Raw genomic sequence first — 24,050 nt, forward strand, 5'->3', positions numbered from 1 at the left:
AATCGAGCCGCCGGTCCAGCTGTGGTTGGGGTACCGCAGCGACGTCCGTCTCCCGCAGCAACCGCAGCAACCGGTCCTGCTCTGCGGGCTTCCCGTCTGAGGCGGGCGACGTACCCAGGTATGCCGAGAAGTAGTAACTGTCGAGCAGGGGCTGTGCATCGCCTGCTGCGTGCAGCGCGTGAATCTCTGCGCAGTCCCGTCCTGAGGTGAGTGTGTAGGCGAGGGCAGAACGCAGGTCGCGCAAGGTGATGTGGAGACGGCCACGTAGCTGGGGGAGCTCGTACGTCCTGCGCAGCCGGCGCTTCACCTGAGAGCCTGCGTCGGGGTGGCGGAACGTCTGGGCATTGTGCCGCGCGTAGCAGGTGTCGGCGATGTCGCAGGAATCGCAGGCCTCCCAGAAGCGCTCGTGTGTCATCCGGTCCAGCATCCGCTCCAGGATCGACTCATCGTCGAGAGGATTGCCCTCTCCATCGACCGGGCGGGCCGTCACGTCACGCGCATTGAGATTGACCACGGCAACTGCGTCACCGGTCGCGCCGCCCCCCAGCCCTATGTTCGTCAGTTTGGACAGGAGCGGGAAACGCTCATGGCGGTGGCTGAGGAAGTCCACCAGACGCCCCTCGTTCACCGCGATCAGGCGGGTTTCTCCCAGCTGCGCCCAGCCGGTGGCGTCCTCGCCCGCGTACGGTGCGAAGAAGTCCTCCAAGACATCGTCACTGGCGGCGTCGGCCTCGTCCTGGCTGCCATCGTGGTTGGTCCGAAAGCGGCGCCCATCGAGGGTGAAATCACTGCCGTTGACGCGCTGCGGGCCGAACCGGGCACCAAGCTCGCGGGCCTGGGCTTCGAAACGCTCTAGAAATGCTGTCTTTCCGTCGCCCGCGTTACCGGTGACGACGACTAACGCGTGTCGGCCCGCGGTCAAAGCCGGAAGCAGCTCGCGGTCCAGGGCTGTTTCGACGTACACCTGCATGCCCTGCGGATCGAGGCCACGGGTGCCCCGATTGCTGCGATGGCTCTGGCTGTAGAGCGTCTGCAGGTGGGCAACGTACGGATTGGAATTCGGTGCGGGCTCGGCGGATGGGACATCCGGGAAGACGCCGGACGGGATGGCGTCCATCGGCTGGACAGGCCGCGACTTAGTCACGCGGGCGGTCCCAAGCGCCTCCAGCGCCGTGCACAACTCCTCGGCAGAGGTAAAGCGCTCGGCACGGTACGGGGAGATGGCCTTCAGCAGGACCTCCACCAGGCCCGGAGCCAGATCACCGAATCCACTGAAGGCAGTACGCGGGTCGAGGGCACGCGCCCCAGGCGGGGGCTGCCCCACGTTTCCCCACGGATATTGACCGAAGGTCAGCACCTCATACATCGTCACACCCAGCGCGAACAGGTCACGGTCGGCGAAACCGCTACCGTCGGCCGGTACTTCGTCCAAGTCGGGTGGCGTGTAGCGGGGACTGGTGTGAGTGTGCCCTTCGGAGGAGTCCGCGGTCTTGGCGATCCCGAAGTCGATGAGCTTGACGCCACCGTCGGTCCACAGCAGGTTGCTAGGCTTGATGTCGCAGTGCCACACGCCGAGTTGGTGGATGTGTGCGAGTCCCCGGGCTGTATCGATCCCAAGACTCAGCACATCAGCCGGACTGAGCCGCTCGTCGCGGATTGCCTCACTGACATCCTTACCTTCGACGAACTCGAAGACTAGATACGGGTAGTTGTCCGGCGGCAGTAGCCGGTCGGCATCCACCATTGCGACCACGTTCGGATGCGGAGAACTGGTCAGACGCTCCAGCACGCTCGCTTCGCGGCGTAGCCGCTCCAGTGGCGAGTCCCGGTCGTGCAGGACTAGTTTCACTGCCCGGTCGATGTTTCTGATGGTGTCGTACACCCGATAGGCGACGCCGAAGGAACCTGGGCGACCCAGCCGGTTGCGCACGATGTACTTCGTGCCGAGCGGGAAGTCAGCGGGCAAGTTCTTGAAGAACGCGGGACCACGGGCCCCGTTGGCTGCCGCGGAGGGCGCTTGCGGCGGCGTACCTGGCGGTGGAGGAGGAGCGGCGGAACCTAGGCGCTTCTTCGGGGCGCGTTGTGCGCCCAGCGCGAGGTTTAGCCTGCGCAGCGCTTGCACAGCGGTCGGTCGCTGCGCGGGGTCCGTAGCACATAACGTCTGCAGCCAGTGTGCAAGTTCGGTGCGCACACCGGCGGCTTCAAGTTCGCTCGCGGGCAGCCGCCCTCCCGCACTGGCCTGCTCCGCAGCGGAAGAGAACGGCAGATGGCTGGTGAGCAGCTCGAAGCCGATGACCCCTACGGCATAGATATCCGAGGCCATCCCCATCTTCGCTGGATCCGCATGGCACTCGAGGGCCAGATATGCTAGGTCTGCAGAAGCATGGGCTTGGTGCATGACGGTGTGGCCACGCCGCTGCGCCGTCTTCGCATAGTCGAAGCCCGTCAGCACAGCTCGGCCATCCTGCGTGATCAGGATGGTGGACGGACTCAGCTCACGATGCGCGATACGACGGTTATGTGCGTGCGCCAGACCCAGGAGAACGTGCCGGATAGTCCGCAGCTTGGCGTCCGCGGTGAGCGGATCGTCGGCGCCGTCGCCCAGGTGAAGCCGTAGGGCATGTCCGGGAACGTCGTCGTAGACGGTGACGACCGCGCTCTTGTCCTCCAGTGCGAAGAAGTCCCGCACGCCGACGATATGCGGGTGCGGCGGCAGCTTCCCCAGAGCTTCATACGCGATACCAATCTGCTTCTGCCGCATCAACCGGTCGGTAGTGGGAGCGTATGGGTCAGCGGCGCGCACCGATAGTCGCACCGTACCCGACCCCTGCACGGCGAGGGCGTTCTTCGCCCTGTACTCGTCCAATACGTCGATGCCGGGCGCGCGCTGGGACTCGCTAAGCCGCTCGATCACCTCCCAGCTCCCGAAGCGGAGGGGGCCGGACGGGGCTCGGGAGGAGCCTTGGACGGTGGTGACGATGGTCGCGTGGTGGGCCGAAATGTTCGCATCTACGGGGCGGGTCGTCACAGGTACACAGCTCACGTCGGCGAGTCGGCCGATCAACTCGGGCAGCGTCACGGTCGCCTTGAGGTCCCGCTGGTCCGGCGTGTGGTCGACCAGCACCGCATCGGGTGCGGGCAGCACGATGAGTGCGTTCGTATAGACGCGTGACAACTGTGGGTACGTGTGCTCCAGGATGCTCTTCAGCTTCTTAGCGTGTCCGCGAAGCTTAGGCAGCGGGCTTTTGAATGGTGCCCGCTGCGCCGGATGCCAACGGCTCCCTTCGACCTCGATGCGGCCTCGGGTGCCCTTGACGTCGATGACGTACACGGCATGCCCAGTGACGACAACGAGGTCGACCTCGAACAACTCGTCACGCTGCGGGATTTCTACAGAGTGCAGGACTGTCCAGTCGGCCGGGCCGTGATCGCGTAGATGTGCGATCACCCGCCGCTCGGCATCGTTGACGGCCTCCCCAACGGCAACGATCCTGGCACCCATCAGGCAGCGGCCTCCTCGATGGCTTTGGTCAGCAGGGCGAGCGCCTGGTCTTCGAGAACATCGGCGCGATCACGGTTGCAGTAGGCAAGGCGTACTGTTTCAGCGATGCGCTGACGGTCGTCGAGGTCGGCGAGGGGGATCGGGATCTTACCGCGCAGTTTTTCGTGAATGTCCTGCTGCTTGCCTCCTACGCTCATTGAGCGGAGTAGGCGGAAAGCAGCTTCGGATCGGAGAAAAGCAAATAGGTATGCCCCGGGGATTTCGGCATCGCCGCTGACGACACGCAAGAAGTGCTGTGTGTAAGCGTATTTCAACCAGCTTCCAGTAACGAAGAGTGGGCGGCAGAATACTTCATTCTCCCCCAACGTTCCTTGAGCGGCAATCATGACTGTTTCATCTTGTGTGAAGATGCCTGGCGGGGCTTGCTCGGCGCTGATCCATCGGCCTTCAGGGCGCAACCAGAAGCCTTGCCGCTGACCTACCAACTGTACGCCATGTGTAGGGTCGGCATCGATGCGCTTGAAGCGGGTCCCCGAGCCCAAATTGCCCTCGGCGCAAATCTCACCTAGGGTCCTGTGTGGAACCGAGCTGAGCTTCTCGACGACCTGCAGTGCGCGTGGAGCGAAGTTGAGTGCTCGCAGTGAGATTGGCCCGACCTCTTCCACCTCGAATCCAAGGTCTCGCTCTTGCTGATGCCAACGCAAGTCGATCAATTCGGGCAGGCCAACACTCTTGAAAAAGTCTTCCGTCGCGCTAACCAGTCCTTCCTGGAAGTCGGCCAGTAGTCGAGCGCTCTCCTCTATCAAGTCGTGGATTCGCTGCTCAATCCCCTCGTTGAACCGCGGTATTGGAAGATCGGCGATATGGTGCGGCTCAATGTGCTGAATAATAGCCCCGTATGCCGAACTCTTCACAAGAGCTTCGCCGAAGCGGCTCGATAAGAAGGCGTAAAGGTAACCAGACTTGACGCGTTCTGGGTCTGCTTGAACCTTTAGTACATCTTGCGATGACCAGAAGCCGGTCATGTCCGGGCGCACGTATCCCATTCTGCCGATGGATCCAGAGCATGAGATGAGGGTCATTCCAGGCTTGACTTGGAGGTATGCCAGCTTGTCGGATTCCGCGTCGGATTTCTTCAGTCGCGGCAGGTTCGTGAAGTCGGCCTCCAGCATGTCGGTGCTACCAAGGAACGGCACTCCGTGCTCCGGGTCGGAAACGTAGACGCGTCGAAACTTGGGTCCGTTGAAGATGCCCCCGTTGTATCCCGCTGTCACGCTGTCTAACCGCACTGTATTCGGCAAGCGCTCCAACAGCTTTCTAGCCTCTAGCGCACCCGACAAATAAGGCGATGGATCTAGTCGGAATTCCTGGTCGGCGAGCCATTCCGACGTGACTGGGTTGGTTAGACTGACGACTTTCACGCTCGGGTCCTCACATCCGCCTTTACCGCACGCGGATCGAATCCCGGCATGGGGTGCTTTTCGCGGAACTCTCGGTACTTCTCCGCGATAATTGGCAGGTCATTGTCGATGGCAGGCCGACTCCGCTTCAGCTCCCGGACTTCTTCCGTCCCGTTGATGCGAATCCGCTCGCGCTCGACCGTCGTCTCCATGACGACGTCGCCGTTCGGATGGCGTTTATGCAGTTCGTTGCCTCGCCGGTCGAAGCCGACCTTCTCAGCGACAGCCATGAAAACCGGGTATGGCTGCTCGGTACCCATGCGGTGGTTGCGGACCTCCTGCGCGGTCTTCTTCTTCAGGAAGAGCAGTGTGGTCAGAATATTGACGTTGGCGTCGACGATGAAGGTCTCCACCGGCAGCTCGACGCTTCCGAGCACCCAGCAGTGCCCAAGGATGTAGCGGCGGATCGCTTCGTCCGTCGGGCCGGGATTGGACAGAATGCCATTGGGCAAGACGATGCCGATACGGCCGCCGGGCTTGACGAACTCGATGGCCCGCTGGATGAACAGCTGCTCTGGAGCCATGCTCGCCGGCTTGCTGGTGGCGCTCTCCACGAGCTTGCCGGTCGCCTTGTCGCGACCCCAGGACTTGGCGACGCCGTCGCGGAACGATCCCAGCACCGATTCGTCGCTGATCGGGATGTCTGCACCGAAGGGTGGGTTGGTGAGCAGCACGTCCACCGTCTGGTGCCCCTCATCGATCGGGATCATCGCCCTAGCGGGTTCTACACCTGGCAGATGTCCTCTCGGGAAGGCGAGCGAGTCCATATGGAAGACGTTCCCCGTGGTGTCCGCCAACGTCATGATGTTCATGGTCGTGGCCCGCACGAGGAATGGGTCGAAATCCGCGCCGATCAAGTGCTCGTCGGCATACGCGCGAAGCTTGTCCCTGAACCGCTCCTGTTGCTCGGGGGTGTCTGGGAAACCGTACGTCCCCTCCTCTTTCTGCCAGGTGTGGTGCAGGTGGTTGAGCGTGGCTTGGAGGAAGCCGCCGGTGCCGCAGGTCGGATCGAGGACGGTTTCGTCCTCCTTCGGGTCAAGGATTTCTACCATTAGTTGCACGGCGCCGCGCGGAGTGAAGTACTGGCCTCGGTCGCCGCGCAAATTGGTGCCTACCAGTTCCTGGTATGCGATGCCCTTGGCGTCAACGTCGGTGCCGCCGAGGTCGTACGGGGCGAGCTCACTGACGACGAATGCCAAGGCACGGTCGGACAACGTGATCTCGTCGGTCGGCTTGAAGATGTTCGTCTTGGCGTACTCGGCCTTGACTTCCTCAAAGAGGTCTTTGATCCGCTTGCTGATGTCGGCTATACCCTCATCGGTAAACGGTTCCGTCATGTCAATGCGGAAGCGAGCGCGGCCCGTGCCCCGGCTCTTGCGTTCGTCGTACATCTTCGCAAAAAGCAGATATAGAAATTGCCAGAATGCGGCGTCTTTCGGCATGCCCTCATTGCCATGGATGTAGTTGTGGCAGCGGCGGAAGGTGGTCTTCAGCATCTCCGGCTCGGCCCGGCGCAGCCGCTGGTGGGAGGCGACAGTACGGCTGCCGACGCTCTCGGGCGCCACGTCCCAGTCACTGCGGTGCTCGTACGTCGCGCCGAACTGGCCGACGATTTTCTTAAGGAAGAAGAAATCGACGCCGTCGGTCCACATGCCGTCGACGCACTCAGGACGGTTTTCGGCACCGAGGAGGTCCTTGAGATCCTGAAGGTCCTTCTCAGCCTGGTCTGGCTCGCGAAGCTTGACTACGTTCTTGCCGCGGTTGGGCTCAGGTTTACAGACTACGACCCGGCGCAGGTTCTCCTCGGTGTGTTGCGAGCCGTGGGCGAAGATCGCGATGTCAGCCTTTTTCTTCCGCGTGCGGGCGCCGTCTGTACCAACCGTGACGGGGAAGTCGCGCTCCATGTCTCCCGGCGAGATGCCGTGCTCGTGGAAGAGAGCCCGGGCGATGCGCTGGCGGACCTTCTCCTTCGGAGTGTCTTTGACCGGAGTGTTGGTGATGTAGTCGACGACTTCGCCCTCGCCGAGGCTGGTGACCTTGGGCTGCGTCGCCGCCTCCGGGGATGTCTCCGGTTCCGCGAAACGCGGGATCTCCAGGTCCAAGGTCAGCTCCTCCAACAAGGTCCACTCTTCTCTGTGCGTTAGGCTCGGGCAGCGGACGAAGTCCGGTAACCAAGCCCGCTTCACCAGCGAATCAAGGTCACGAATGCGGGCAGGCTCCGTCCTTCGAAGCTGACCAAGGTCACCAGCATCGCCAGCGAGTGGTGAGCCTACTGCTTACCACCGACAACCCGCCGCTGAGAGTCAGCAAGGGGCTTCCATGTGATGCACGACTGGCGCAGAGGCACCCACGTACGTACTCCTGCTACTCACCCTCGGGCACTTCATCGACCAAGCCCTGGTCCGCGCGCACAGCGTCGGCAAGGTAGCTGAGTGACCCCTCTTCTGGGACGTACCAGTGCTCTGGCCCCTGCACCGCCTGATCCTTCCCCGACGCCATGCGGCGCATTTGCCGTACGAGGCCGCTCGGCGAGTACCACTGCATGTCTGCCTGCCATTGCAGCTGCTTCGAGGCGGAGTTCCGCCACACGGCTAGGCCTCGGGACGGTTCTTCGGCCAGCCACTCGGTCATTTCGCGGCGCTGCGGCCTGCTGCTAGGACGGAATTCCAGCACAGTTCCGTCGGGAATGCGGCCGACCACGACCAGCGTCTTGACGGCATCGACCTGGCGCCCCCTTGACTCATCGTTGTCTACAACCTGGTACTCCGCGTCCAGTGCTGGTGCAGGATGGCCGGCCAGCATGCCTCGCACGGCGGTGCGGGCCACCCTCTGGATGCGCTCCGTGTTCCGGACCGCTGCGATCACGTGGCTGGTGGGTCCGTACTCCTTATCGATTGCCTGCAGCGCCCAGCCGAGGGCATCCTCGACGAGCGGAGGAACACGAGCAAGCTGCGCGTCCCAGTCCGCGTTCGGATCCTTGATGGCGCTGGTGTCGAGCTGACGGTACACGACGTGGGCGATCAGTAGATCGCCGTAGCTTGCCGCAGCCTCTGCCCGCCCGCGCAATCCTTCTCTGAGGTCAGCAAGCCGGTCGCGAACCGCGCGCAGCAGCTGTACACAGCGCCACACCTGGTATGCGTCGGGCGAGGAGCCGAAGAGCTCCTGGTAAGCGTCGTCGCTCCAGAGGGCGGAGAGGTCGCGCTTGGCTAGAGCGGCGAACTCAGCATTGGGATGTGTGGCTGCGAGCGCTTCGGCCGCTTCAGTGATCGAGCAGCCGTGTTCACGGTCGGGCTTCGGCTCCCCGCGCTTGATGACGTAGCTGCGATGCAGCGAGAGCGCGAAATCCTCGCGGAGCTTGACCTGGCCTGGGTCGAGGGACTTGAAGTCGCGGTCTTCTATGGGGTTCTGCGTGTTCGTGCTCGTGGTGACCTGGTCACCGAAGCCGGGTGGGCAGTTTTCCAGGGAGATCAGGCGCACCAGCACTCGGCCTTTGGCGGCCTTCTCGGCGTCGCTGCTGTGGGCCTTGTGAATCGCGCTTACTGTCTGAGCCCCATTGACGACGCTGACGCCAGTGAGATGGAAGTCGCCTACACCTCCCGGTACCACCGAGGGCCCAACGGGCTTGACGCTGTCGCAGAGCATCGTGATGCCATTGCTGAAATACCAGAAGTGCTCGGGGTGTTCGAGCAGGGTGTTCCGGATCTTGATGTTGACGTCCGTCAGGTCGAGCGCATCGCGGATGTTCCTGGCAAACAGCCCCCGGCGGTGCTCGGTGAACAGGTCGGCGACATCTGGTACGGACATTGTCCCGTACATGGCCTGGTACGGCATTGACTCGTGTCCGAAGCCTTCGAGCCGCACTCGGGTGTCGATTTTCGGCGCCGCAGCGTTGCCGAGGATCTCGCGGTGGAAGTCACGCAGATCGAGGATCTTGTAGTCGACCATGTCCACGACTTGGTTGTGTTTATCGATGCCCTCCTGCAGGAGCCGACGCACTTCGGAGTTGAGCGGCTCAGTACGCATCAGCGCCAGCACCAAGGTGATCTTCGGTGTTCCACCCTCAGTCTCTAAAGCTTGCTCGAGCCGGGGTACATGCCGCTGGAAGCGGCGGTTGAAGCGGTTGAAGTCGAGGTGCAGGATCAGGTCTAGGCCGCGGAGCATCTTGTGGACTTCGTCCTCGCCGAACTTCGCCTTACCTTGATGATTCCACTTGGCCTGAACGAGCGAGATGCGTGGCTGGGCCGACCGCAGCTCGATTGCGATCGAGTCCAGCCCGCGGTCGTCCTGGCCGTCAAACACTGCTTGAGCGGCAACCGCATCGCTGCAAGGGCGCTCGATTTGGGTGGCGAGAGCGGCGAGGCTGCGGCTGAGGCGAGCGTCCTCGCGATGCTTCTCCGTGGGCCACTGCTGGTCCGTCAGGTCGATGAGATCAGCGAAGCGCTCTTCCAGCACCTTGCGGACATATCTAACCTGCACCACGCTCATGCCTTCGTCCCCTCACGAGTGCCAGTCGAATCACTCTATTAGATGTGGTCACGGCGGCTCTCCCGGCAAGGGTCAGGATACCGACGGGTGGGCGCGTGCTCGACCCGTTCAGCGGCACGGGGCATCACGACTGGTCGCGCGGCAACTTGGCCGCTCCTACATCGGCGTGGACTTGAACACCAGATTCGACGACCTCGCTGATCGCCTCCGCGGCGTCGATTCGCCAGGCGATGCACCGATGCGGTGACGGAGTCCCATCAGGTCGGAGCTGCGCATCGGGCGATGGGCACAGCGGCTCGCGGGTGGCGGCGCACATGGCGCCCGCTCCGTTGGGTAGCAACTCCTGATCCATCACAAGCTCGGCGTGCGGTGAGCGTGTCAATAGTGTGGATCGTGCTAGCCCTACTCTAGTCTGTTGGCCACCGCCGTTAACCTCCTCGCCGACGTAACCATTGCCACCCTGCTTACTTTGCGCACAGGCGTCTGCGGCGTCCGCTTCACCCTGATGTGGTGGAGTTTCGCCTTCCTCCGGTGCACCGTCGTTACCGGCATGAGTGCCTGGCCCTCCAGTATCAATCCGGAACATTCAGGTCACTCGGTAGTCGCTCTCTATGTCGTCCGGACCGTCGCCTGGGCCACCGTCGCTGCAAGGACGATGCAAGGCGTCTACTGTGAGCATCCGCCCACTCGCACCGCTTGGGAGTTGTCCTCAGACCGCCCCAGAATCACGGCTGCAGACAATCAGTGTCGATACCGACCCGGCATGGAAAGAAGAAACACGCAAGGGTAGCCAGCGCCAGCCATACCCTATACGAGACTAAGGGAGACTGAAGAGATCTGGGCTTGGCGTTCTGCTTCAACGCCAGTGTCAAGGGAGGAACAGTGCTGAACTGTAGAACCGCTTTATCACTTCGGTGCCCCCGGCAGGATTCGAACCTGCGACACCCGCTTTAGGAGAGCGGTGCTCTATCCCCTGAGCTACGAGGGCATGTACTGCCAGGCGCAGCCTACCGGGTGACGCGAGCCGCCCGAGCGCGAGGTCGCAAGTCACACCCGGGCGGACCAAGCGGCCGGCCCGGTGAAAGTCCGAAATGCCCCGAACGGCGGTTGCCCGGCAGGCCGGCGACAGCAAGCGGCCGGACAGCGACACTGGCCGTCCAGTGACACTCGACCTGCGGATCCGCTCAGGAGCGGCGACACTCGATCCAGGCAAAACAGGGTCTGAATCGAGCGCTAGATCGACACAGATGACCCGCGCGGGTCACTCGTACGTGTCTGGTTTCGAAACCCTGAACAACAGTAGGTAATCTTCGTTAACGGGACGCGAGACGCCGCTCCCCCGGCTGCCGGAGGGCTTCGTTGATCAAGCTCATGTTCGCCGACGACGAGGAACTGGTCCGTTCGGGCCTGCGTGCCATGATGTCGGGCGCTGCCGATATCGAGATCGTGGGCGAGGCGAGCGACGGGAGATCAGCGGTCGAGGTCGCCCGGAGGTACCACCCCGACGTCGCGCTGCTCGACATCAAGATGCGGGCGCCGGACGACGGCATCCGCGCGCTCAGGGCGATCTTGGCCCTGCCGGATCCGCCGACCGTGGCCATGTTGACCACGTTCGACATCGACGACTACGTCAGTCTCGCGCTCAGGCTCGGGGCGAATGGCTTCCTTCTGAAGGACATCGACCCGGCGGCGCTGCTCAGGGCCGTCCGCGACCTGGCCCGCGGTGGCGCGGTGCTCGACCCCGGGGTCGCGGCGCGCATGGTGCAGTCGCATCGGGACGAGCAGCGGGCCGCGCAGCCGGCACGCAAGCTGCTCGCCTCGTTGTCCGAGCGGGAGCGTGAGGTCGTCGGGCTGATCGGCCAGGGGCTGTCCAACGCCGAGATCGGCGGCCGCCTTCACTTGTCCGAGGCCACGGTGAAGGGCTACGTCTCGGCCGTCCTGTCCAAGATCGGCGCGGCGAACCGGGTGCAGGCCGCGCTGCTGGCCTACCGCGGTGGCCTGCTCGACCAGTAATGATCCTCACCGCCCTCGAGTTCCTCGGCTTGATCGCGTTCGCCGCTTCGGGGGCGCTCGCGGCGGTGCGGTCCAGGTTGGACGTCTTCGGAGTCGTGGTCGTCGGGTTGACGACCGCGCTCGGCGGCGGGGTCATCCGCGACGTCCTGCTCGGGATCACGCCGCCCACCACCCTGCGGACCTGGCCTTATCTCGCGGTCTGCGGCGGGACGGCGCTGATCGTGTTCGTCTTCCATCCGCAGATCGCGAAGCTGCGGCGTGCCGTACTCCTCGCGGACGCGCTCGGGCTCGGGGTGTTCGCGACGGCGGGAACCACCATCGCGTTGAACGCGGGCGCCACCCCCTACGCGGCGTGCTTGATCGGCATGACGACGGGTATCGGCGGCGGTGCGGTGCGTGATCTCCTGCTGCGGGAAATCCCGCTCGTGCTGCGGAAGGAGATCTACGCGGTCGCGGCGCTCGCGGGGGCCGTGCTCGTCGTGATCGGTCACGCTCTGCGACTGCCGCCGGGGCCGGTCACGGTGGTAGCAGCCGCCGCCGTCGTGGGGGTCCGGATGCTCGCTTTGTGGCGTAGATGGAACGCACCTGTTGCAAAAGGGCCCGAGACCGGCTGAAACGTCTTCCGGACCGCCGGATTTCCTTTGTTGGTTCTGTGTGTGTTCTTAGGCGAGTCTCAGCACTCTGCGTAAGACTGTCGCCATGCGCATCCTCGTAGTGGACGACGACAGGGCCGTCCGTGAATCACTCAGGCGATCCCTTGAGTTCAACGGCTACCAGGTGGAGTTGGCGGGGGACGGCGCGCAGGCCCTGGAAGCGATCATCGCCAACAGACCGGACGCGATGGTCCTCGACGTGATGATGCCGCGGCTCGACGGCCTGGAGGTCGCCCGGAGGCTGCGAAGCACCGGTGACGACCTGCCGATCCTCGTGCTGACCGCGCGGGACACCGTTTCGGATCGCGTGTCCGGCCTCGACGCCGGGGCCGACGACTACCTGCCGAAGCCCTTCGCGCTCGAAGAGCTGCTCGCGCGCCTTCGCGCGCTTCTGCGCCGGGCGATCCCGGATCCGCAGGCCGGTCAGAACGCCGAGGTCCTCTCGTTCGCGGACCTCACCTTGGACCCGGGGACGCGCGAGGTGCGCCGCGCCGGGCGGGAGATCAGTCTCACCAGGACCGAATTCGCCCTGCTGGAGCTGTTCCTCTCGTACCCGAAGCACGTGCTGACCCGCAGCCGGATCCTGGAGGAAGTATGGGGATACGACTTCCCGACGTCGGGCAACGCGCTGGAGGTCTACGTCGGCTATTTGCGCCGAAAGACCGAGGCTGGGAACGAACCGAGGCTGATCCACACGGTGCGGGGAGTGGGCTACGTGCTGAGGGAAACCCCGCCGTGACGGAGCCGGTCCCGGTCGTCGACGTGTCCGAAAAGGATCCGCGCGGCGACCGCTGGGGCACGCGGCGTTTCTCGCTCCGCGGCCGGGTGACGCTGCTCGCGGCCGCGTCGGTGGCGGGCGCGGTGGCGCTGGTGTCCCTCGGCGCGTATCTCGTCGTGCGCGACAACCTCTACCAGCAGGTGGACGACAACCTGCTCGCCCGCGCGCAGGCCGCGGTCGATTCGCCGCAGGTGCAGACCGAACTGCAGCAGGTCCCCGGCGCCTTCCTGGCCAGCGCGGACCTGCAGATCGGCCAGCTGACGGTGGGGCAGAAGGTCCGGCTGACCTATCCGCAGTCCGGCAGCCGCCCGCCGTACGGCGACGACGAGATCGCCGTCGCCTCCGGGGACAAGGCCTTCTCCCTGCGCACCGACCCGAAGACCGACAGCCGGGTCGTCGCCCTCCCACAGGGCGCCGGCCAGGCGATGGTGCTCGCCCAGTCGCTCGGCCCGACCAAGCGCACCCTGAACGAGCTTTCCGTGGTCCTGTTCCTGATCGGCGGCGCCGGGATCCTGGTCGCCGCGGCGGCGGGAACGGCGGTCGCGAGAGCGGGGCTGAGGCCGGTCGACCGGCTCACGTCGGCGGCGGAACGCGTCGCCACCACGGGCGACCTGCGGCCGATCCCGGTCAGCGGCGACGACGAACTCGCCCGTCTCACCCAGAGTTTCAACACGATGCTGGGTACGGTCGCCGAATCGCAGGAACGCCAACGGCAACTCGTCGCCGACGCCGGCCACGAACTGCGCACCCCGCTGACGTCGTTGCGCACGAACCTGGAGCTGCTCCTGTCCGCGAGCAGGCCGGGGGCGCGGACGCTGTCCGACGAGGACCGCAGCGACATCGAGGCCGACATCCGCGGTCAGCTCGACGAGCTGACCCAGCTGATCGGCGACCTCGTCGAGCTCGCGCGCCAGGACGAGCCGCGGATCGAGCACGAGCGGGTCGAGATGGTCGACGTCGTCGAGCGCGCGCTGGACCGGGCACGCCGCCGCGCGGGCGAGATCGAGTTCGACGTCTCGCTCCAGCCGTGGGTGCTCACCGGCGACACCAGCGCGCTGGAACGCGCGGTGCTGAACCTGCTGGACAACGCGGTGAAGTTCTCGCCGGAGGGCTCGACGGTCGGGGTCCGGCTGTACCCGGTCGGCGACGGCACGGCGGTACTCGAAGTCGAGGACTCCGGGCCGGGGATCGCCGACGAGGACCTGCCGAAGGTGTTCGACCGCTTCTACCGCTCGTCGGAGGCACGGACGCTGCCCGGTTCCGGGCTCGGCCTCGCGATCGTCCAGCACGCGGCGCAGCGGCACGGCGGCGACGTCTACGCGGGCCGCGCGTCCACCGGCGGCGCGCTGATGACCTTGCGGCTCCCGGGAGCACCGGCCTGATGGGTGATTACGACAAGGGCCTCGAACTGCTCCGGCTTCTCGGTGGCGTCGAGAACCCCGCGGTGCTGGAGCTGTTCGACGCCGTCGAGGCGACGGACTACGGCAGGGAAGCGGTCGCCTTCGTCTACGGCGGCGTCTACCAGCGGCCGGGGCTTTCGCTGGCACAGCGGCAAGTGATCACCGTCGCGGCGCTGGAGGCCTTGGGATACGCGGAGGCGCAGCTTCGGTTCCACCGCGACGCCGTGGCGAACGTCGGCGGTGACCTGGCGCAGGACGACGAAACGACCAGGCGGCTCAAGCGGATCGCGGTGTACACGGCGAAGGGTGGCGTGGCGCCGGAACTGGCCGACGTCCTTCAGGAAGCGAAGGACGCGGGGGAGCTCCGGGAGGCCGTCGAGGCGATCCTCCATCTGGCCGTCTACGTGGGCTTCCCCGCCGCGCTCAACGCGCTCGCCATTACGCTGACGGGTGATGAGCACCGAGAACGCGCCTGAGCTGCCGCCCCGCCGTCTGCTGTGGACACTGCTGGTGGCCGCGGTGCTGCTGGCCGCGGACCAGTTGACCAAATGGTGGGCGGTCGACGCCCTCACCGACCACGCGCCGATCCCGGTGATCGGCGACTTCATCCGGTTCCGGCTGCTCTACAACCCGGGCGCGGCGTTCTCGCTGGGCGCGAACTCCACCTGGATCTTCGCGATCCTGGCCGCGGCCGCGGTGGTCGCGCTGCTGTGGATCTCCCGCAAGGTCCGGTCGGCGGGCTGGGCGATCTCGCTCGGGCTGCTGCTCGGCGGTGCGACGACCCATCTGGGAGACCGCCTGTTCCGCGAGCCCGGCTTCGCGCGCGGTCACGTCGTCGACTTCATCGACTACAACGGCTGGTTCGTCGGGAACGTCGCGGATATCGCGCTGTTCTTCGGCGCCGTCTCGCTTTTCGTGTTGAGTTTTCGCGGCGTCCCGATCGAAGGCGTCAAGGAGACGGCGGAGAAGTAACGAGGCAGAACTCGTTCCCTTCAGGATCCGCGAGCACGACCAGCCCGTCTTCGGGGTGTGCGAGGACGCGCGCGCCCAACGCGACGAGCCGTTCGACGCTGTCTCCGGTCAGGTCCAGATGCACGCGGTTCTTGACGACCTTCGCTTCCGGCACCAGCTTGAAGAAGAGCCGCGGTCCCGATGCCGCTTCGACCAGGACCGAAGGATCCTCGTCGGGACCGGAAAACCCCAGGGAACGAAGGCGATCAAGCTCCTCTTCGTCATAGGGTGCGACTTCGTAGCCGTCGAGCGCGGCCGCCCAGAAGCGGGCGAGCGAAGCCGGATGCCGGCAGTCGAAGACGACGTCGCGAAGCCTGGCCATGGCCTCATGGTGGCAGGCGGCTCGGCTCGTTGCGCCATGTTTGATCGTGTAGGATTTTGTGTAGTTGATCCAGGGAGGCGTCTTGCTCGCGCGGCAACGACAGGCGGTGATCCTCGAGGAGGCGCGCCGGACCGGGGCGGTCCGGGTCAGCGATCTCGTCGTGAGGCTCGGCGTTTCCGATATGACGGTGCGCCGCGACCTCGACGTGCTCGCGAGCCGAGGCCTGGTCGAAAAGGTTTACGGCGGCGCCACCTCCATCGTCGGCAAGAGCACCGACGAACCCGGTTTCGAGGCCAAATCCGTGCGCCAGCGCGCGCAGAAGGAGGCCATCGCCGCCCTCGCCGCCGGGCTGGTCCGGCCGGGCACGGCGATCGGCATCTCCGCCGGCACCACCACTTGGACGCTCGCCAGGGCGCTCGACGAGGTCCCCGGCCTGACGATCGTCACGAACTCCATCCAGGTCGCCGACGTGTTGCGCGGCGCGAACCAGCCGGATCGCACGGTCGTCCTCACCGGCGGCGTCCGCACCCCGTCGGACGCGCTGGTCGGGCCGGTCGCCGTGCAGAGCCTGCGGTCGCTGCATCTGGACGTCGTCTTCCTCGGCGTGCACGGGATGGCCGACGGCCCCGGGTTCACCACGCCGAACCTCACCGAATCCGAGACCGACCGCGCGCTGGTCGAGGCGGGCCGCAAGCTGGTCGTGCTGGCCGACCACACCAAATGGGGCATCGTCGGGATCTCCACCATCGCCGGGCTCGAAGAGGCCGACGTCGTCGTCTCGGACGACGGTTTGTCCGACAACGCAAGGGAAACGCTCACCGAGCAGGCGGGTGAGCTGATGATCGCCGAAACGGCGGAGACGGCTGAGGCTGAAGAAGCGTGAAGCGCACGGTTAGGCACCTGGCCGACGGCCGGGAGATCATCTATTTCGACGCACCGGGCGCGCCCGAACGCACCGCCGAGGACACGCGTGACCTGCCCCAGGTCGCCGCCGCCTCGGAGATCCGGCGCGACCCCCTGACCGGCGAATGGGTCGCGATGGCCGCGCACCGGCAGACGCGCACCTACAAACCGCCCGCCGACCTGTGCCCGTTGTGCCCCACGAAACCCGGGAAGCCCAGTGAGATCCCGGAGCCGGACTACGACGTCGCGGTGTTCGAAAACAGGTTCCCTTCCTTCGCCCGCAACGTCCTCGGTGATCCGTCCACAGTGGATGGAGCAGGGCTGGTACCGGTCGCGCCGGGTGTCGGCCGCTGCGAGGTCGTCTGCTTCACCAGCGACCACGACGGTTCTTTCGCCGGGCTGACGGCGAAACAGGTCCGCGCGGTCGTCGACGCCTGGGCCGATCGCACCGCCGAACTGTCCGCGATGGACGGTGTCGAGCAGGTCTTCCCGTTCGAGAACCGCGGCGAAGAGATCGGCGTGACCCTGCACCATCCGCACGGTCAGATCTACGGCTACCCGTTCGTCACGCCGAAGACCGAGCGTCTGCTGGAGGTCGCCCGCGCCTACGAGGCGGAGCACGGCCGTCCGGTGATGGGGGACGTCCTTGCCGCCGAGCGGGCGTCCGGGGAACGGGTCGTGGTCGCGGGCGAGCACTGGACGGCGTTCGTGCCGCCCGCCGCGCGCTGGCCCGTGCAGGTCCAGATCGTGCCGCATCGCCAGGTGCCCGACATCCCCGCGCTTTCCGACGCCGAGCGTGACGACTTCGCCGACGTCTACCTCGAAGTCCTCCGCCGCTGCGACGGGCTCTACGACCGGCCGCTGCCCTACATCGCGGCCTGGAACCAGGCGCCCGCCAAACGCGACCGCGAACTCGGCTGGCTGTACCTGGAGGTCTTCTCGGTCCTGCGGTCCAAGGACAAGCTGAAGTACCTGGCGGGTTCGGAGTCCGGGATGGCCGTGTGGATCAACGACGCCACCCCCGAGCAGATCGCGGACAGGCTGCGCGCCACCCGCTGACGGGGCCATACTCATGTGCGATGCACAGCTTTGGCTCAGGAACTTCTCAGGACCATCCCGCAAGGTGAAGACATGACCGAGAACGACGCCGAGAAGGCGCGGCCCGCCGGCGATCGGCCGGACGCGGAGCAGAGCGCGAACTGGGCGGCTCAGCCCGCGCCGCAGCAGCCCGACGCGACCGGCCTCGGCGGCCATGCCACTCCGCACACCGGAGCGCAGCAGGCCTACCCCGCGGAGCAGCAGCAGTACAACCCGTGGTCGCCGCAGGCCCAGCAGACTCAGACCCAGGAACACCAGGCGCAGGGCCAGTACACCCAGGGGCACCAGATCCCCGGCCAGCAGACGCCGTTCACCCAGCCGGGTCCGTCCGTCTACGCGGTCCCGCAGCAGCGCCAGGCGCAGAAGTCCACGTCGGGCAAGCTGCTCGCCGGTGTCGCGGCGATCGCGCTCGTGGTCGGCGGGGTCGCGGGTGGCACGGTCGGCTACCTGACCGGTGACGGTTCCGGCGGTTCCGCGGTGAACGCGCTCGACGCGCCGAAGCCCGCCCAGCAGACGGGCAACCTGCCCGCCGGTTCGGTCGAGGCCGTGGCGCAGAAGCTGTCGCCGAGCGTGGTCGAGCTGCAGGTCTCCGGCCGCTCGGGGGCGGGCGAGGGCTCCGGCTTCGTGCTCAGCACCGACGGTTACGTGCTCACCAACAACCACGTCGTCGAGGTCGCCGCCGGTGGCGGCCAGATCCAGGCGGTGTTCCAGGACGGCAAGAAGGGCACGGCGACGGTCGTCGGCCGCGACCCCACGACGGATATCGCCGTGGTGAAGGTCAGCGGCGTCAGCGGCCTGACCCCGGTGGAGCTCGGCCGGTCCGACGACCTGCGGGTCGGGCAGCCGGTGGTCGCGATCGGTTCGCCGTTCGAGCTGACGGGCACGGTCACGTCGGGCATCGTCAGCGCGCTGAACCGGCCGGTGAGCGCCGGCGGCAACGGTGACCAGACCACGGTCATGTCGGCGGTGCAGACCGACGCGGCGATCAACCCGGGCAACTCGGGCGGCCCGCTCGCGAACATGGCCGGCCAGGTCATCGGCATCAACTCGGCGATCTACAGCCCCAAGTCCGCGCAGGGCCAGGGCGGCGAGAGCGGCGGCAACGTCGGCATCGGTTTCGCGATCCCGATCGACCAGGCGCGCCGCACGGCCGACGACATCATCAACACCGGCCAGGCGACGCAGACCTTCATCGGCGCACGAGTGCAGACGGCGCCGACCGGTGGGGCGCAGCTCGGCGAGATCACGCCGGGCAGCCCCGCGGAGAAGGCGGGCCTCAAATCCGGCGACGTCGTGACGAAGCTGGACGACCGGTCGATCCCCAACGCGGACGCGCTCGTCGCCGAGATCCGCACCAGGGCGCCGAACGACAAGGTGAAGTTCACCCTCAGCGGTGGCAAGGTCATCGAGGTGACCCTCGGCGGCCAGCCCGTCACACCGAACTAGAGACGCTCGGCCGCAGTGCGCGGCCGAGACCAGCTCCGGCTCGAACCCCCAGCGGGCCGGACCTCGGAGGCCACGTGCGACCGGCTGCCAATCCCGGTCGCGCGTGGCCCCTTTTATTGCGTCTTCCGCCTGAGGAACACGGCCACGAGCACGCCGAGCCAGACGACCGCCAGGGTGACGAGCAGGCCCGTAACCGTGTCGGCGTCGTGCAGGCCCGGGTTCCGGGCGCCGCCGAAAGGCCGCCACAGCAACGGGAACGCGAGCAGCGTCAGGACACCGGTGAGCACCGCGCCCGTCTTCACCGGGGTCTTCCACCGATCGGGGAGAAACCTGCTCAGCGCGAAACCCACGGCGCCGACCAGCGGCGCGATCAGCAGGTCGTGGACCAGCGGACCGCCGGCGAGCCAGCCGAGCGTCCCGAAGACGTCCGGGCGCAGCGGGAACGCGTACTCGGAGAACAGCACCGCGCCCCACGCGAGCGCGGCGAGGCCGGGCAGGAACAGCAGCAATCGCAACGTCTTCACAGCGTCTCCAAGCGGGTGACCCATTTCGTCTGCAGGACGCCGGGCCGGTTCGGGGCGATGATCCGGCACGGGAAGCCGTGGTCGGCGTCGAGCACCTCGCCGTTGAGTTCCAGCGCCAGCAGGGTGAGTTCGTCCGCGGTGTGCTCGCCGGGGAGATCGCTGATCCCGTACGGCCCCGCCTTCTCGAGCGAGAACACGCGGACCGGTGTCCCCGGCGTACTTCCGGCGTGCCGCAACAACTCCGGCAGCGAGACCCCGCTCCAGTGGGCGGACTCGCTCCAGCCCTCGACGCACGCGATCGGCAGTTCGGCCGAAGTCCTCGGCAGGGCGCGAAGTTCCTCCAGTGAATAGGTTCTGGTGCCGTTCGGGGTCACCACCGAAAGCCGCCAGTTCGGATCTTTCGCCGCGTCCAGGACGCCGGCCGCCGCGGCGGTCCGGTTCACCGGCAACCCCTGCGGCCCCTTGTCGCTCCGCCACGACAGCCCGGAAACGGTGCGCAGCAGAGGAACCGTCGCTCCGGCCGTCGCCACGACCGCGACCCCCGCGGCCAGCCAGGTCGTGCGGAGGAAGGCGCGCCGCGAGGGTTCGGGCTTCGTCGTGAGCGAGCGGCGGACGATGGGGAGTTTCACCGCGATGTGCACCAGGATCGAGCCGATCGCCACCCACGCGACCGCGTAGTGCAGCTGCGGGAAATAGAAGTTCCACGGATAGTTCTGCGCGACGTTGAACAGGCCGGTGCCGAGTTCGAAGAACGCGGCCGCGGAGAGCACGAGGATCGACAGACGTTCGAGCGCGTGCGGCAGCGAACGGATCACCGGGCGTTCGAAGAGTTTCGGGTAGACACTCCAGAGTTTGGCCAGCAGCAAGGGAATCGACGCGATCCCGGAGATCACGTGCGTGCCCTGGGTGACCCGGTACAGCCAGACCGGACGGCTCGGCCAGCCGAACCACGACGGCGGATGCTGGATGAGATGGCTGATCAGGCCGGTGACGAAGCACAGGGTGAACGTGACGGCGAGGGCGAGCCCGATCCGGGACGTCACGCGCTCGGAAGGCGTGTTCATGCTTTCTCCAGACAGGCGAACCAGCGGTGGCCATGGCTGGTGGACCAGGCGACGCGGAACGCGGTGCGGGCGGCGAGGTCCGCGATCGCTTCGACACCGACCCACGCCCAGGTGAACCAGGCGCCGTCGTCGGGGCGCAGGCGGACCCGGTCCTGGCGGAGGCCGCGGCCGGGCGGGTCGAGTTCGACGAGCACCGTCCCGCCGGTGGTGACCAGTTCCGCCATCCGGGTCAGGAGGCGGTGCGGATCGCCGCCGATGCCGATGTTCCCGTCCGCGAGCAGGACATGCCGCCAGCGTCCTTCGCCGGGGAGCCGGTCGAAGACGTCGCGATGGAGCGCGGCTGCGCCCCGGTCGTGGGTGAGCCGCACGGCGGTGGCGGAGATGTCGACCCCGAGCGAGGCGACACCGCGTTCGGACAGCGCGGCTGTGAGCCTGCCGGGGCCGCAGCCGACGTCGAGGGTCGGGCCGTCACAGGCGTCGAGGAGGACTTCGTCGCCTTCGCAGGGGATGGCCGTCCAGCGGTCCACCGGCAGGTCGACGCGTTCGCCGGTCGCCAGTTCCAGCCAGCAGCGGTGGCCGAGCAGGCCGCGGTCGAAGGCGGTCACCGGACTTCGCCCACCGCTCGGGCGAACCGGCCGTGCGGCGCCATCGCGGCGACGCGGCGCGCGTCCGCGATCGTGTCCACATCGGACAGTGTGGGCAGCTGCCCGGGGTGCAGCCCCACGTCCGCCAGTGCGCGCAGGGTCTGCCGTCCGGTGTCGTCACGCGACATCGGGACCCCGGCGAGAGCCTTGGCGTGTAACGAATTCTTGAGCCCCAATGCCCACCAACCGCCGTCCTCGGCAGGCCCGAGGACCGAATCCTCAGGCCTGTTCGCGGCGTCGGCCAGGAGCTCCGGGGTGACCTGAGGCGTGTCCATGCCGATCTGCAGGACCGGCTCCCCGGGGCGGGGAGCGTCCGCGTGCGCGTTGACGAGCCGGATGTCGAAACCTTCCCCACGTTGCGGGATCACGTCGGTTTTTCGGAGTGCTGCGGCGATTTCCGTGCCGCGGGCAGCCTTGCCGAGGCCGCCGGTCATGGCGACGACCACGCGTGCGTCCGGGGTCCGGAGGGCGGCGTCGAGGGTGTCGAGCAGCGAGGCGGCTGCGATCTCGGCGGCCTGTTCCGGCGTCGCGGGCGGGCACAGCCGCGTCTTCGCGAAACCGGGCACGGGCGCCTTGGCGACGATCAACAGGCAGAAGGTCATCGGCTCAGCACCCGCCCGAAATCCCGTGTGGCGCGCAAGGTTCCCCGGAGCGAGCCGGAGACCTTCGATTTCGTGCCCTTCGCGCGTTCGCCGTACGACACGTCGAATTCGGTTACCCGCCAACCCGCGCGCTTCGCCTTGATCAGCAGTTCGAGCGGGTAGCCGAAGGCGCGATCGGTGACGTCGAGATCGAGCAGTGCCCGCCGCCGGACGGCCCGCAACGGCGCGATGTCCCGGACCGGCAATCCCTTGTACCGCAAGAGCGACGAGATCAGCGCGTTCCCGGCTCTGGCGTGCCACGGCCAGACTCCCGGTCCGGTCGGCACCCGCCGCCCGACCGCCAGATCCGCGTCCACGAGGCCCTGGACGAGCATCGGCAGTTCGGCGAGATCGAGAGAACCGTCGGCATCGGCGAAGCAGACGACGTCCGCCGTCGCCGCTTCCAGTCCGGTGTGCACGGCGGCTCCGTAGCCGCGCCGGGGTTCATGGACGACGTTCGCCCCGAGCCCGGCCGCGATCTCGGCGGAACCGTCCGTGGAGCCGTTGTCGACCACGATCGCCCGATACCGCTCGGGCAACGCCGTCAGTACGCCGGGCAGGGCACCGGCCTCGTCGAGACAGGGGAGCACGACGTCAACCTGGTCATCGTTCACGCAAAGAACGCTAAGTCCGGGATGGACGGACGAAAACCCTTGTCGTGCTTACCGAATCATGACGTCGGCGAAGTTCTTACCGAGTTCTGACGGATCCCGCGCCCCGGCCGCCGGACCCGGGGAACGCGGTTACGGTGCCGGTGATGTCCACTGTCACCGCCCCTTCCCGTACCGGTCGCCGGGCCGATCTGATCGCCGTGGGGCTGGCGATGCTCGTGGTCGCCGCCGCGATCGGCGTCGGCCTCTACTACAACCGGCCCGGCTCCGGCGTGGTGATCTACGCGTTCGCGCCGCCGCTGTTCGGCTTGTGGCTGCCGCACGTGGGGCCGGGTTCGGTCGCCGCCGTGGTGCTCGCGCTCCTCGTCGTCACCAAAGGTCCCTCGCTCGCCGCGCGGCTGCGATGGCGTCCACTGCTGGCGCTCGGTTACGTGACCGCGCTGGCGTGGACGTTCTCGCTGGCGATGATCGACGGCTGGGCGCGCGGTTTCACCGGCAGGCTCACCACGGAACACGAGTACCTGCACGAGGTCCCTGGCATCACCGACATCCCGGCGATGCTGACCGAATTCTCCTCGCGCATCCTCGACTTCCAACCGGACTCGTGGACGACGCACGTTTCCGGGCATCCGCCGGGCGCGACGCTGGTCTTCGTCTGGCTCGACCGGCTCGGCCTGCAGGGTGGCGCGTGGGCTTCGACGGTCGTCGTGCTCGTCGGGTGCCTGGCCGTGGTCGCGGTGCCGGTGACGCTCGCCGCGCTGGGGCGGGAGGACGCCGCGAGGACGGTCCTGCCGTTCGCGGTGCTGACCCCGGGCGCGATCTGGATCGGGGTGTCCGCGGACGGGCTCTTCGCGGGGGTCACGGCGACCGGGATCGCGCTGCTGGCGCTCGCCACACGACGGCGGATCCTCGCGCTTCCCGGCGGTCTGCTGCTCGGGTTCGGGCTCTTCCTTTCGTACGGCCTCGTGCTGCTGGGCGTGCTCGTGCTCGCCGTCGTCGTGCTGACCCGCGAGTGGCGGATCCTGCTCCTCGCCACGGTGGGCGTGGCCCTGGTCGTCTTGGCGTTCGCGCTGGCGGGTTTCTGGTGGCTCGACGGCTATCACCTGGTCGTCGAGCGCTACTACCAGGGGATCGCGACGCTGCGCCCGTACTCCTACTGGGTGTGGGCGGATATCGCGGCGGTGCTGATCGCGATCGGCCCCGCCGTGATCGCCGGGACACGACGGGCGGGCGCGGAGTTCCTCGCCGAGCCGAAACGGTCGTTCCGCGAGCCGGTCACGCTGATCGTGCTGGCCGCGGCGCTGACGATCGCTTTCGCCGACCTGTCCGGCCTGTCGAAGGCGGAGGTCGAACGCATCTGGCTACCGTTCGAGGTGTGGCTGCTGCCCGCGGTGGCGCTGCTGCCGTCGAAGGGGCGGCGGTGGTGGCTCGCCGCGTCGGCGGCCACGGCGCTGGTGGTGAACCATCTGGTGCTGACGAGCTGGTGAGGTGGATG

The 24,050-nt window shown here is 66.8% G+C and carries 20 protein-coding genes and 1 tRNA gene; 10 read left to right on the plus strand and 11 right to left on the minus strand.

The window, feature by feature from the left end; translation table 11 throughout:
• The 5 genes from ED92_RS18800 to ED92_RS18820 all read right to left on the minus strand — a co-directional run.
• A partial coding sequence (locus tag ED92_RS18800; RefSeq protein ID WP_037340460.1) for a serine/threonine protein kinase occupies positions 1 to 3,502 on the minus strand: 3,502 nt, incomplete at its 3' end.
• Positions 3,502 to 4,923 carry a restriction endonuclease subunit S gene (locus ED92_RS18805; RefSeq protein ID WP_037340461.1) on the minus strand — a complete coding sequence of 474 codons (1,422 nt, stop codon included), beginning with the start codon at positions 4,921 to 4,923 and terminating at the stop codon, positions 3,502 to 3,504. The genes ED92_RS18805 and ED92_RS18800, both read right to left, overlap by 1 nt.
• A complete protein-coding gene (locus ED92_RS18810; RefSeq protein WP_200882729.1) occupies positions 4,920 to 7,064 on the minus strand; it encodes an N-6 DNA methylase in 2,145 nt (714 codons plus the stop codon). Before ED92_RS18810 ends, ED92_RS18805 begins: the two co-directional genes overlap by 4 nt.
• Before the next feature lie 262 nt (positions 7,065 to 7,326).
• Positions 7,327 to 9,447 (minus strand): AIPR family protein, encoded by a 2,121-nt coding sequence (locus ED92_RS18815; protein WP_037340462.1) that lies wholly within the window; start codon positions 9,445 to 9,447, stop codon positions 7,327 to 7,329.
• Between the two features lie 915 nt (positions 9,448 to 10,362).
• Positions 10,363 to 10,435 (minus strand) — tRNA-Arg (locus tag ED92_RS18820).
• Between the two features lie 371 nt (positions 10,436 to 10,806).
• Between ED92_RS18820 and ED92_RS18825 the strand changes: the two genes are divergently transcribed.
• From ED92_RS18825 to lspA, 6 genes are all read left to right on the plus strand, one after another.
• Positions 10,807 to 11,460, plus strand: a complete 654-nt coding sequence (locus ED92_RS18825) for a response regulator transcription factor (protein ID WP_005155565.1) — start codon at positions 10,807 to 10,809, stop codon at positions 11,458 to 11,460.
• Positions 11,460 to 12,074, plus strand: coding sequence for a trimeric intracellular cation channel family protein (locus ED92_RS18830; protein ID WP_037340464.1), 615 nt, complete (start codon positions 11,460 to 11,462; stop codon positions 12,072 to 12,074). Before ED92_RS18825 ends, ED92_RS18830 begins: the two co-directional genes overlap by 1 nt.
• Before the next feature lie 85 nt (positions 12,075 to 12,159).
• Entirely contained in the window at positions 12,160 to 12,852 is a 693-nt protein-coding gene (locus ED92_RS18835; RefSeq protein WP_037340466.1) for a response regulator transcription factor, read from the plus strand.
• On the plus strand, positions 12,849 to 14,273 hold the full coding sequence (locus ED92_RS18840) for a HAMP domain-containing sensor histidine kinase (RefSeq protein ID WP_052120752.1): 1,425 nt from the start codon (positions 12,849 to 12,851) through the stop codon (positions 14,271 to 14,273). The genes ED92_RS18835 and ED92_RS18840 overlap by 4 nt, the downstream gene beginning before the upstream one ends.
• Complete coding sequence (locus ED92_RS18845) at positions 14,273 to 14,767, plus strand: carboxymuconolactone decarboxylase family protein (protein WP_037340469.1); 495 nt, start codon at positions 14,273 to 14,275, stop codon at positions 14,765 to 14,767. Before ED92_RS18840 ends, ED92_RS18845 begins: the two co-directional genes overlap by 1 nt.
• A complete protein-coding gene (gene lspA, locus ED92_RS18850) occupies positions 14,745 to 15,263 on the plus strand; it encodes a signal peptidase II (protein WP_037340472.1) in 519 nt (172 codons plus the stop codon). The genes ED92_RS18845 and lspA overlap by 23 nt, the downstream gene beginning before the upstream one ends.
• Here the strand turns inward: lspA and ED92_RS18855 are convergent.
• The gene (locus ED92_RS18855) at positions 15,241 to 15,624 is read right to left on the minus strand and encodes a VOC family protein (protein WP_037340475.1); all 384 of its coding nucleotides are present in this window, start codon (positions 15,622 to 15,624) and stop codon (positions 15,241 to 15,243) included. The genes lspA and ED92_RS18855 overlap by 23 nt on opposite strands.
• A gap of 82 nt (positions 15,625 to 15,706) precedes the next feature.
• On the opposite strand from ED92_RS18855, the gene ED92_RS18860 reads away from it, so the two are divergent.
• The 3 genes from ED92_RS18860 to ED92_RS18870 all read left to right on the plus strand — a co-directional run bounded on the left by ED92_RS18860 (position 15,707) and on the right by ED92_RS18870 (position 19,071).
• Complete coding sequence (locus ED92_RS18860; protein ID WP_037340477.1) at positions 15,707 to 16,507, plus strand: DeoR/GlpR family DNA-binding transcription regulator; 801 nt, start codon at positions 15,707 to 15,709, stop codon at positions 16,505 to 16,507.
• The gene (galT, locus tag ED92_RS18865; RefSeq protein WP_037340479.1) at positions 16,504 to 17,586 is read left to right on the plus strand and encodes a galactose-1-phosphate uridylyltransferase; all 1,083 of its coding nucleotides are present in this window, start codon (positions 16,504 to 16,506) and stop codon (positions 17,584 to 17,586) included. Before ED92_RS18860 ends, galT begins: the two co-directional genes overlap by 4 nt.
• 72 nt (positions 17,587 to 17,658) lie before the next feature.
• Positions 17,659 to 19,071 carry a S1C family serine protease gene (locus ED92_RS18870; RefSeq protein WP_037340481.1) on the plus strand — a complete coding sequence of 471 codons (1,413 nt, stop codon included), beginning with the start codon at positions 17,659 to 17,661 and terminating at the stop codon, positions 19,069 to 19,071.
• A 113-nt stretch (positions 19,072 to 19,184) separates the two neighbouring features.
• On the opposite strand, the gene ED92_RS18875 is transcribed toward ED92_RS18870, so the two are convergent.
• From ED92_RS18875 to ED92_RS18895, 5 genes are read right to left on the minus strand one after another with little or no spacing between them, the layout of a single operon-like run.
• Positions 19,185 to 19,595 carry a hypothetical protein gene (locus ED92_RS18875; protein WP_037340484.1) on the minus strand — a complete coding sequence of 137 codons (411 nt, stop codon included), beginning with the start codon at positions 19,593 to 19,595 and terminating at the stop codon, positions 19,185 to 19,187.
• A complete protein-coding gene (locus tag ED92_RS18880) occupies positions 19,592 to 20,659 on the minus strand; it encodes a molybdopterin-dependent oxidoreductase (protein WP_037340486.1) in 1,068 nt (355 codons plus the stop codon). Before ED92_RS18880 ends, ED92_RS18875 begins: the two co-directional genes overlap by 4 nt.
• Positions 20,656 to 21,264, minus strand: a complete 609-nt coding sequence (locus ED92_RS18885; RefSeq protein ID WP_037340488.1) for a class I SAM-dependent methyltransferase — start codon at positions 21,262 to 21,264, stop codon at positions 20,656 to 20,658. Before ED92_RS18885 ends, ED92_RS18880 begins: the two co-directional genes overlap by 4 nt.
• Positions 21,261 to 21,905 (minus strand): DUF2064 domain-containing protein, encoded by a 645-nt coding sequence (locus ED92_RS18890; protein WP_037340490.1) that lies wholly within the window; start codon positions 21,903 to 21,905, stop codon positions 21,261 to 21,263. Before ED92_RS18890 ends, ED92_RS18885 begins: the two co-directional genes overlap by 4 nt.
• Positions 21,902 to 22,558, minus strand: coding sequence for a glycosyltransferase family 2 protein (locus ED92_RS18895; RefSeq protein WP_037340493.1), 657 nt, complete (start codon positions 22,556 to 22,558; stop codon positions 21,902 to 21,904). Before ED92_RS18895 ends, ED92_RS18890 begins: the two co-directional genes overlap by 4 nt.
• A gap of 143 nt (positions 22,559 to 22,701) precedes the next feature.
• Between ED92_RS18895 and ED92_RS18900 the strand changes: the two genes are divergently transcribed.
• Positions 22,702 to 24,042 (plus strand): hypothetical protein, encoded by a 1,341-nt coding sequence (locus tag ED92_RS18900; protein WP_037340494.1) that lies wholly within the window; start codon positions 22,702 to 22,704, stop codon positions 24,040 to 24,042.
• The last annotated feature ends 8 nt before the right edge of the window (positions 24,043 to 24,050 follow it).

Source organism: Amycolatopsis sp. MJM2582, from assembly GCF_000754115.1.
Classification (GTDB): Bacteria; Actinomycetota; Actinomycetes; order Mycobacteriales; family Pseudonocardiaceae; genus Amycolatopsis; species Amycolatopsis japonica.

Bases quoted from the DNA above. Each gene is read 5' to 3' on its own strand.
- ED92_RS18870 (WP_037340481.1), top strand. From the start codon at position 17,659: ATGACCGAGAACGACGCCGAGAAGGCGCGGCCCGCCGGCGATCGGCCG.
- ED92_RS18890 (WP_037340490.1), bottom strand. From the start codon at position 21,905: ATGACCTTCTGCCTGTTGATCGTCGCCAAGGCGCCCGTGCCCGGTTTC.
- ED92_RS18845 (WP_037340469.1), top strand. From the start codon at position 14,273: ATGGGTGATTACGACAAGGGCCTCGAACTGCTCCGGCTTCTCGGTGGC.
- lspA (WP_037340472.1), top strand. From the start codon at position 14,745: ATGAGCACCGAGAACGCGCCTGAGCTGCCGCCCCGCCGTCTGCTGTGG.
- ED92_RS18880 (WP_037340486.1), bottom strand. From the start codon at position 20,659: ATGAACACGCCTTCCGAGCGCGTGACGTCCCGGATCGGGCTCGCCCTC.
- ED92_RS18835 (WP_037340466.1), top strand. From the start codon at position 12,160: ATGCGCATCCTCGTAGTGGACGACGACAGGGCCGTCCGTGAATCACTC.
- ED92_RS18900 (WP_037340494.1), top strand. From the start codon at position 22,702: ATGTCCACTGTCACCGCCCCTTCCCGTACCGGTCGCCGGGCCGATCTG.
- ED92_RS18830 (WP_037340464.1), top strand. From the start codon at position 11,460: ATGATCCTCACCGCCCTCGAGTTCCTCGGCTTGATCGCGTTCGCCGCT.
- ED92_RS18815 (WP_037340462.1), bottom strand. From the start codon at position 9,447: ATGAGCGTGGTGCAGGTTAGATATGTCCGCAAGGTGCTGGAAGAGCGC.
- ED92_RS18855 (WP_037340475.1), bottom strand. From the start codon at position 15,624: ATGGCCAGGCTTCGCGACGTCGTCTTCGACTGCCGGCATCCGGCTTCG.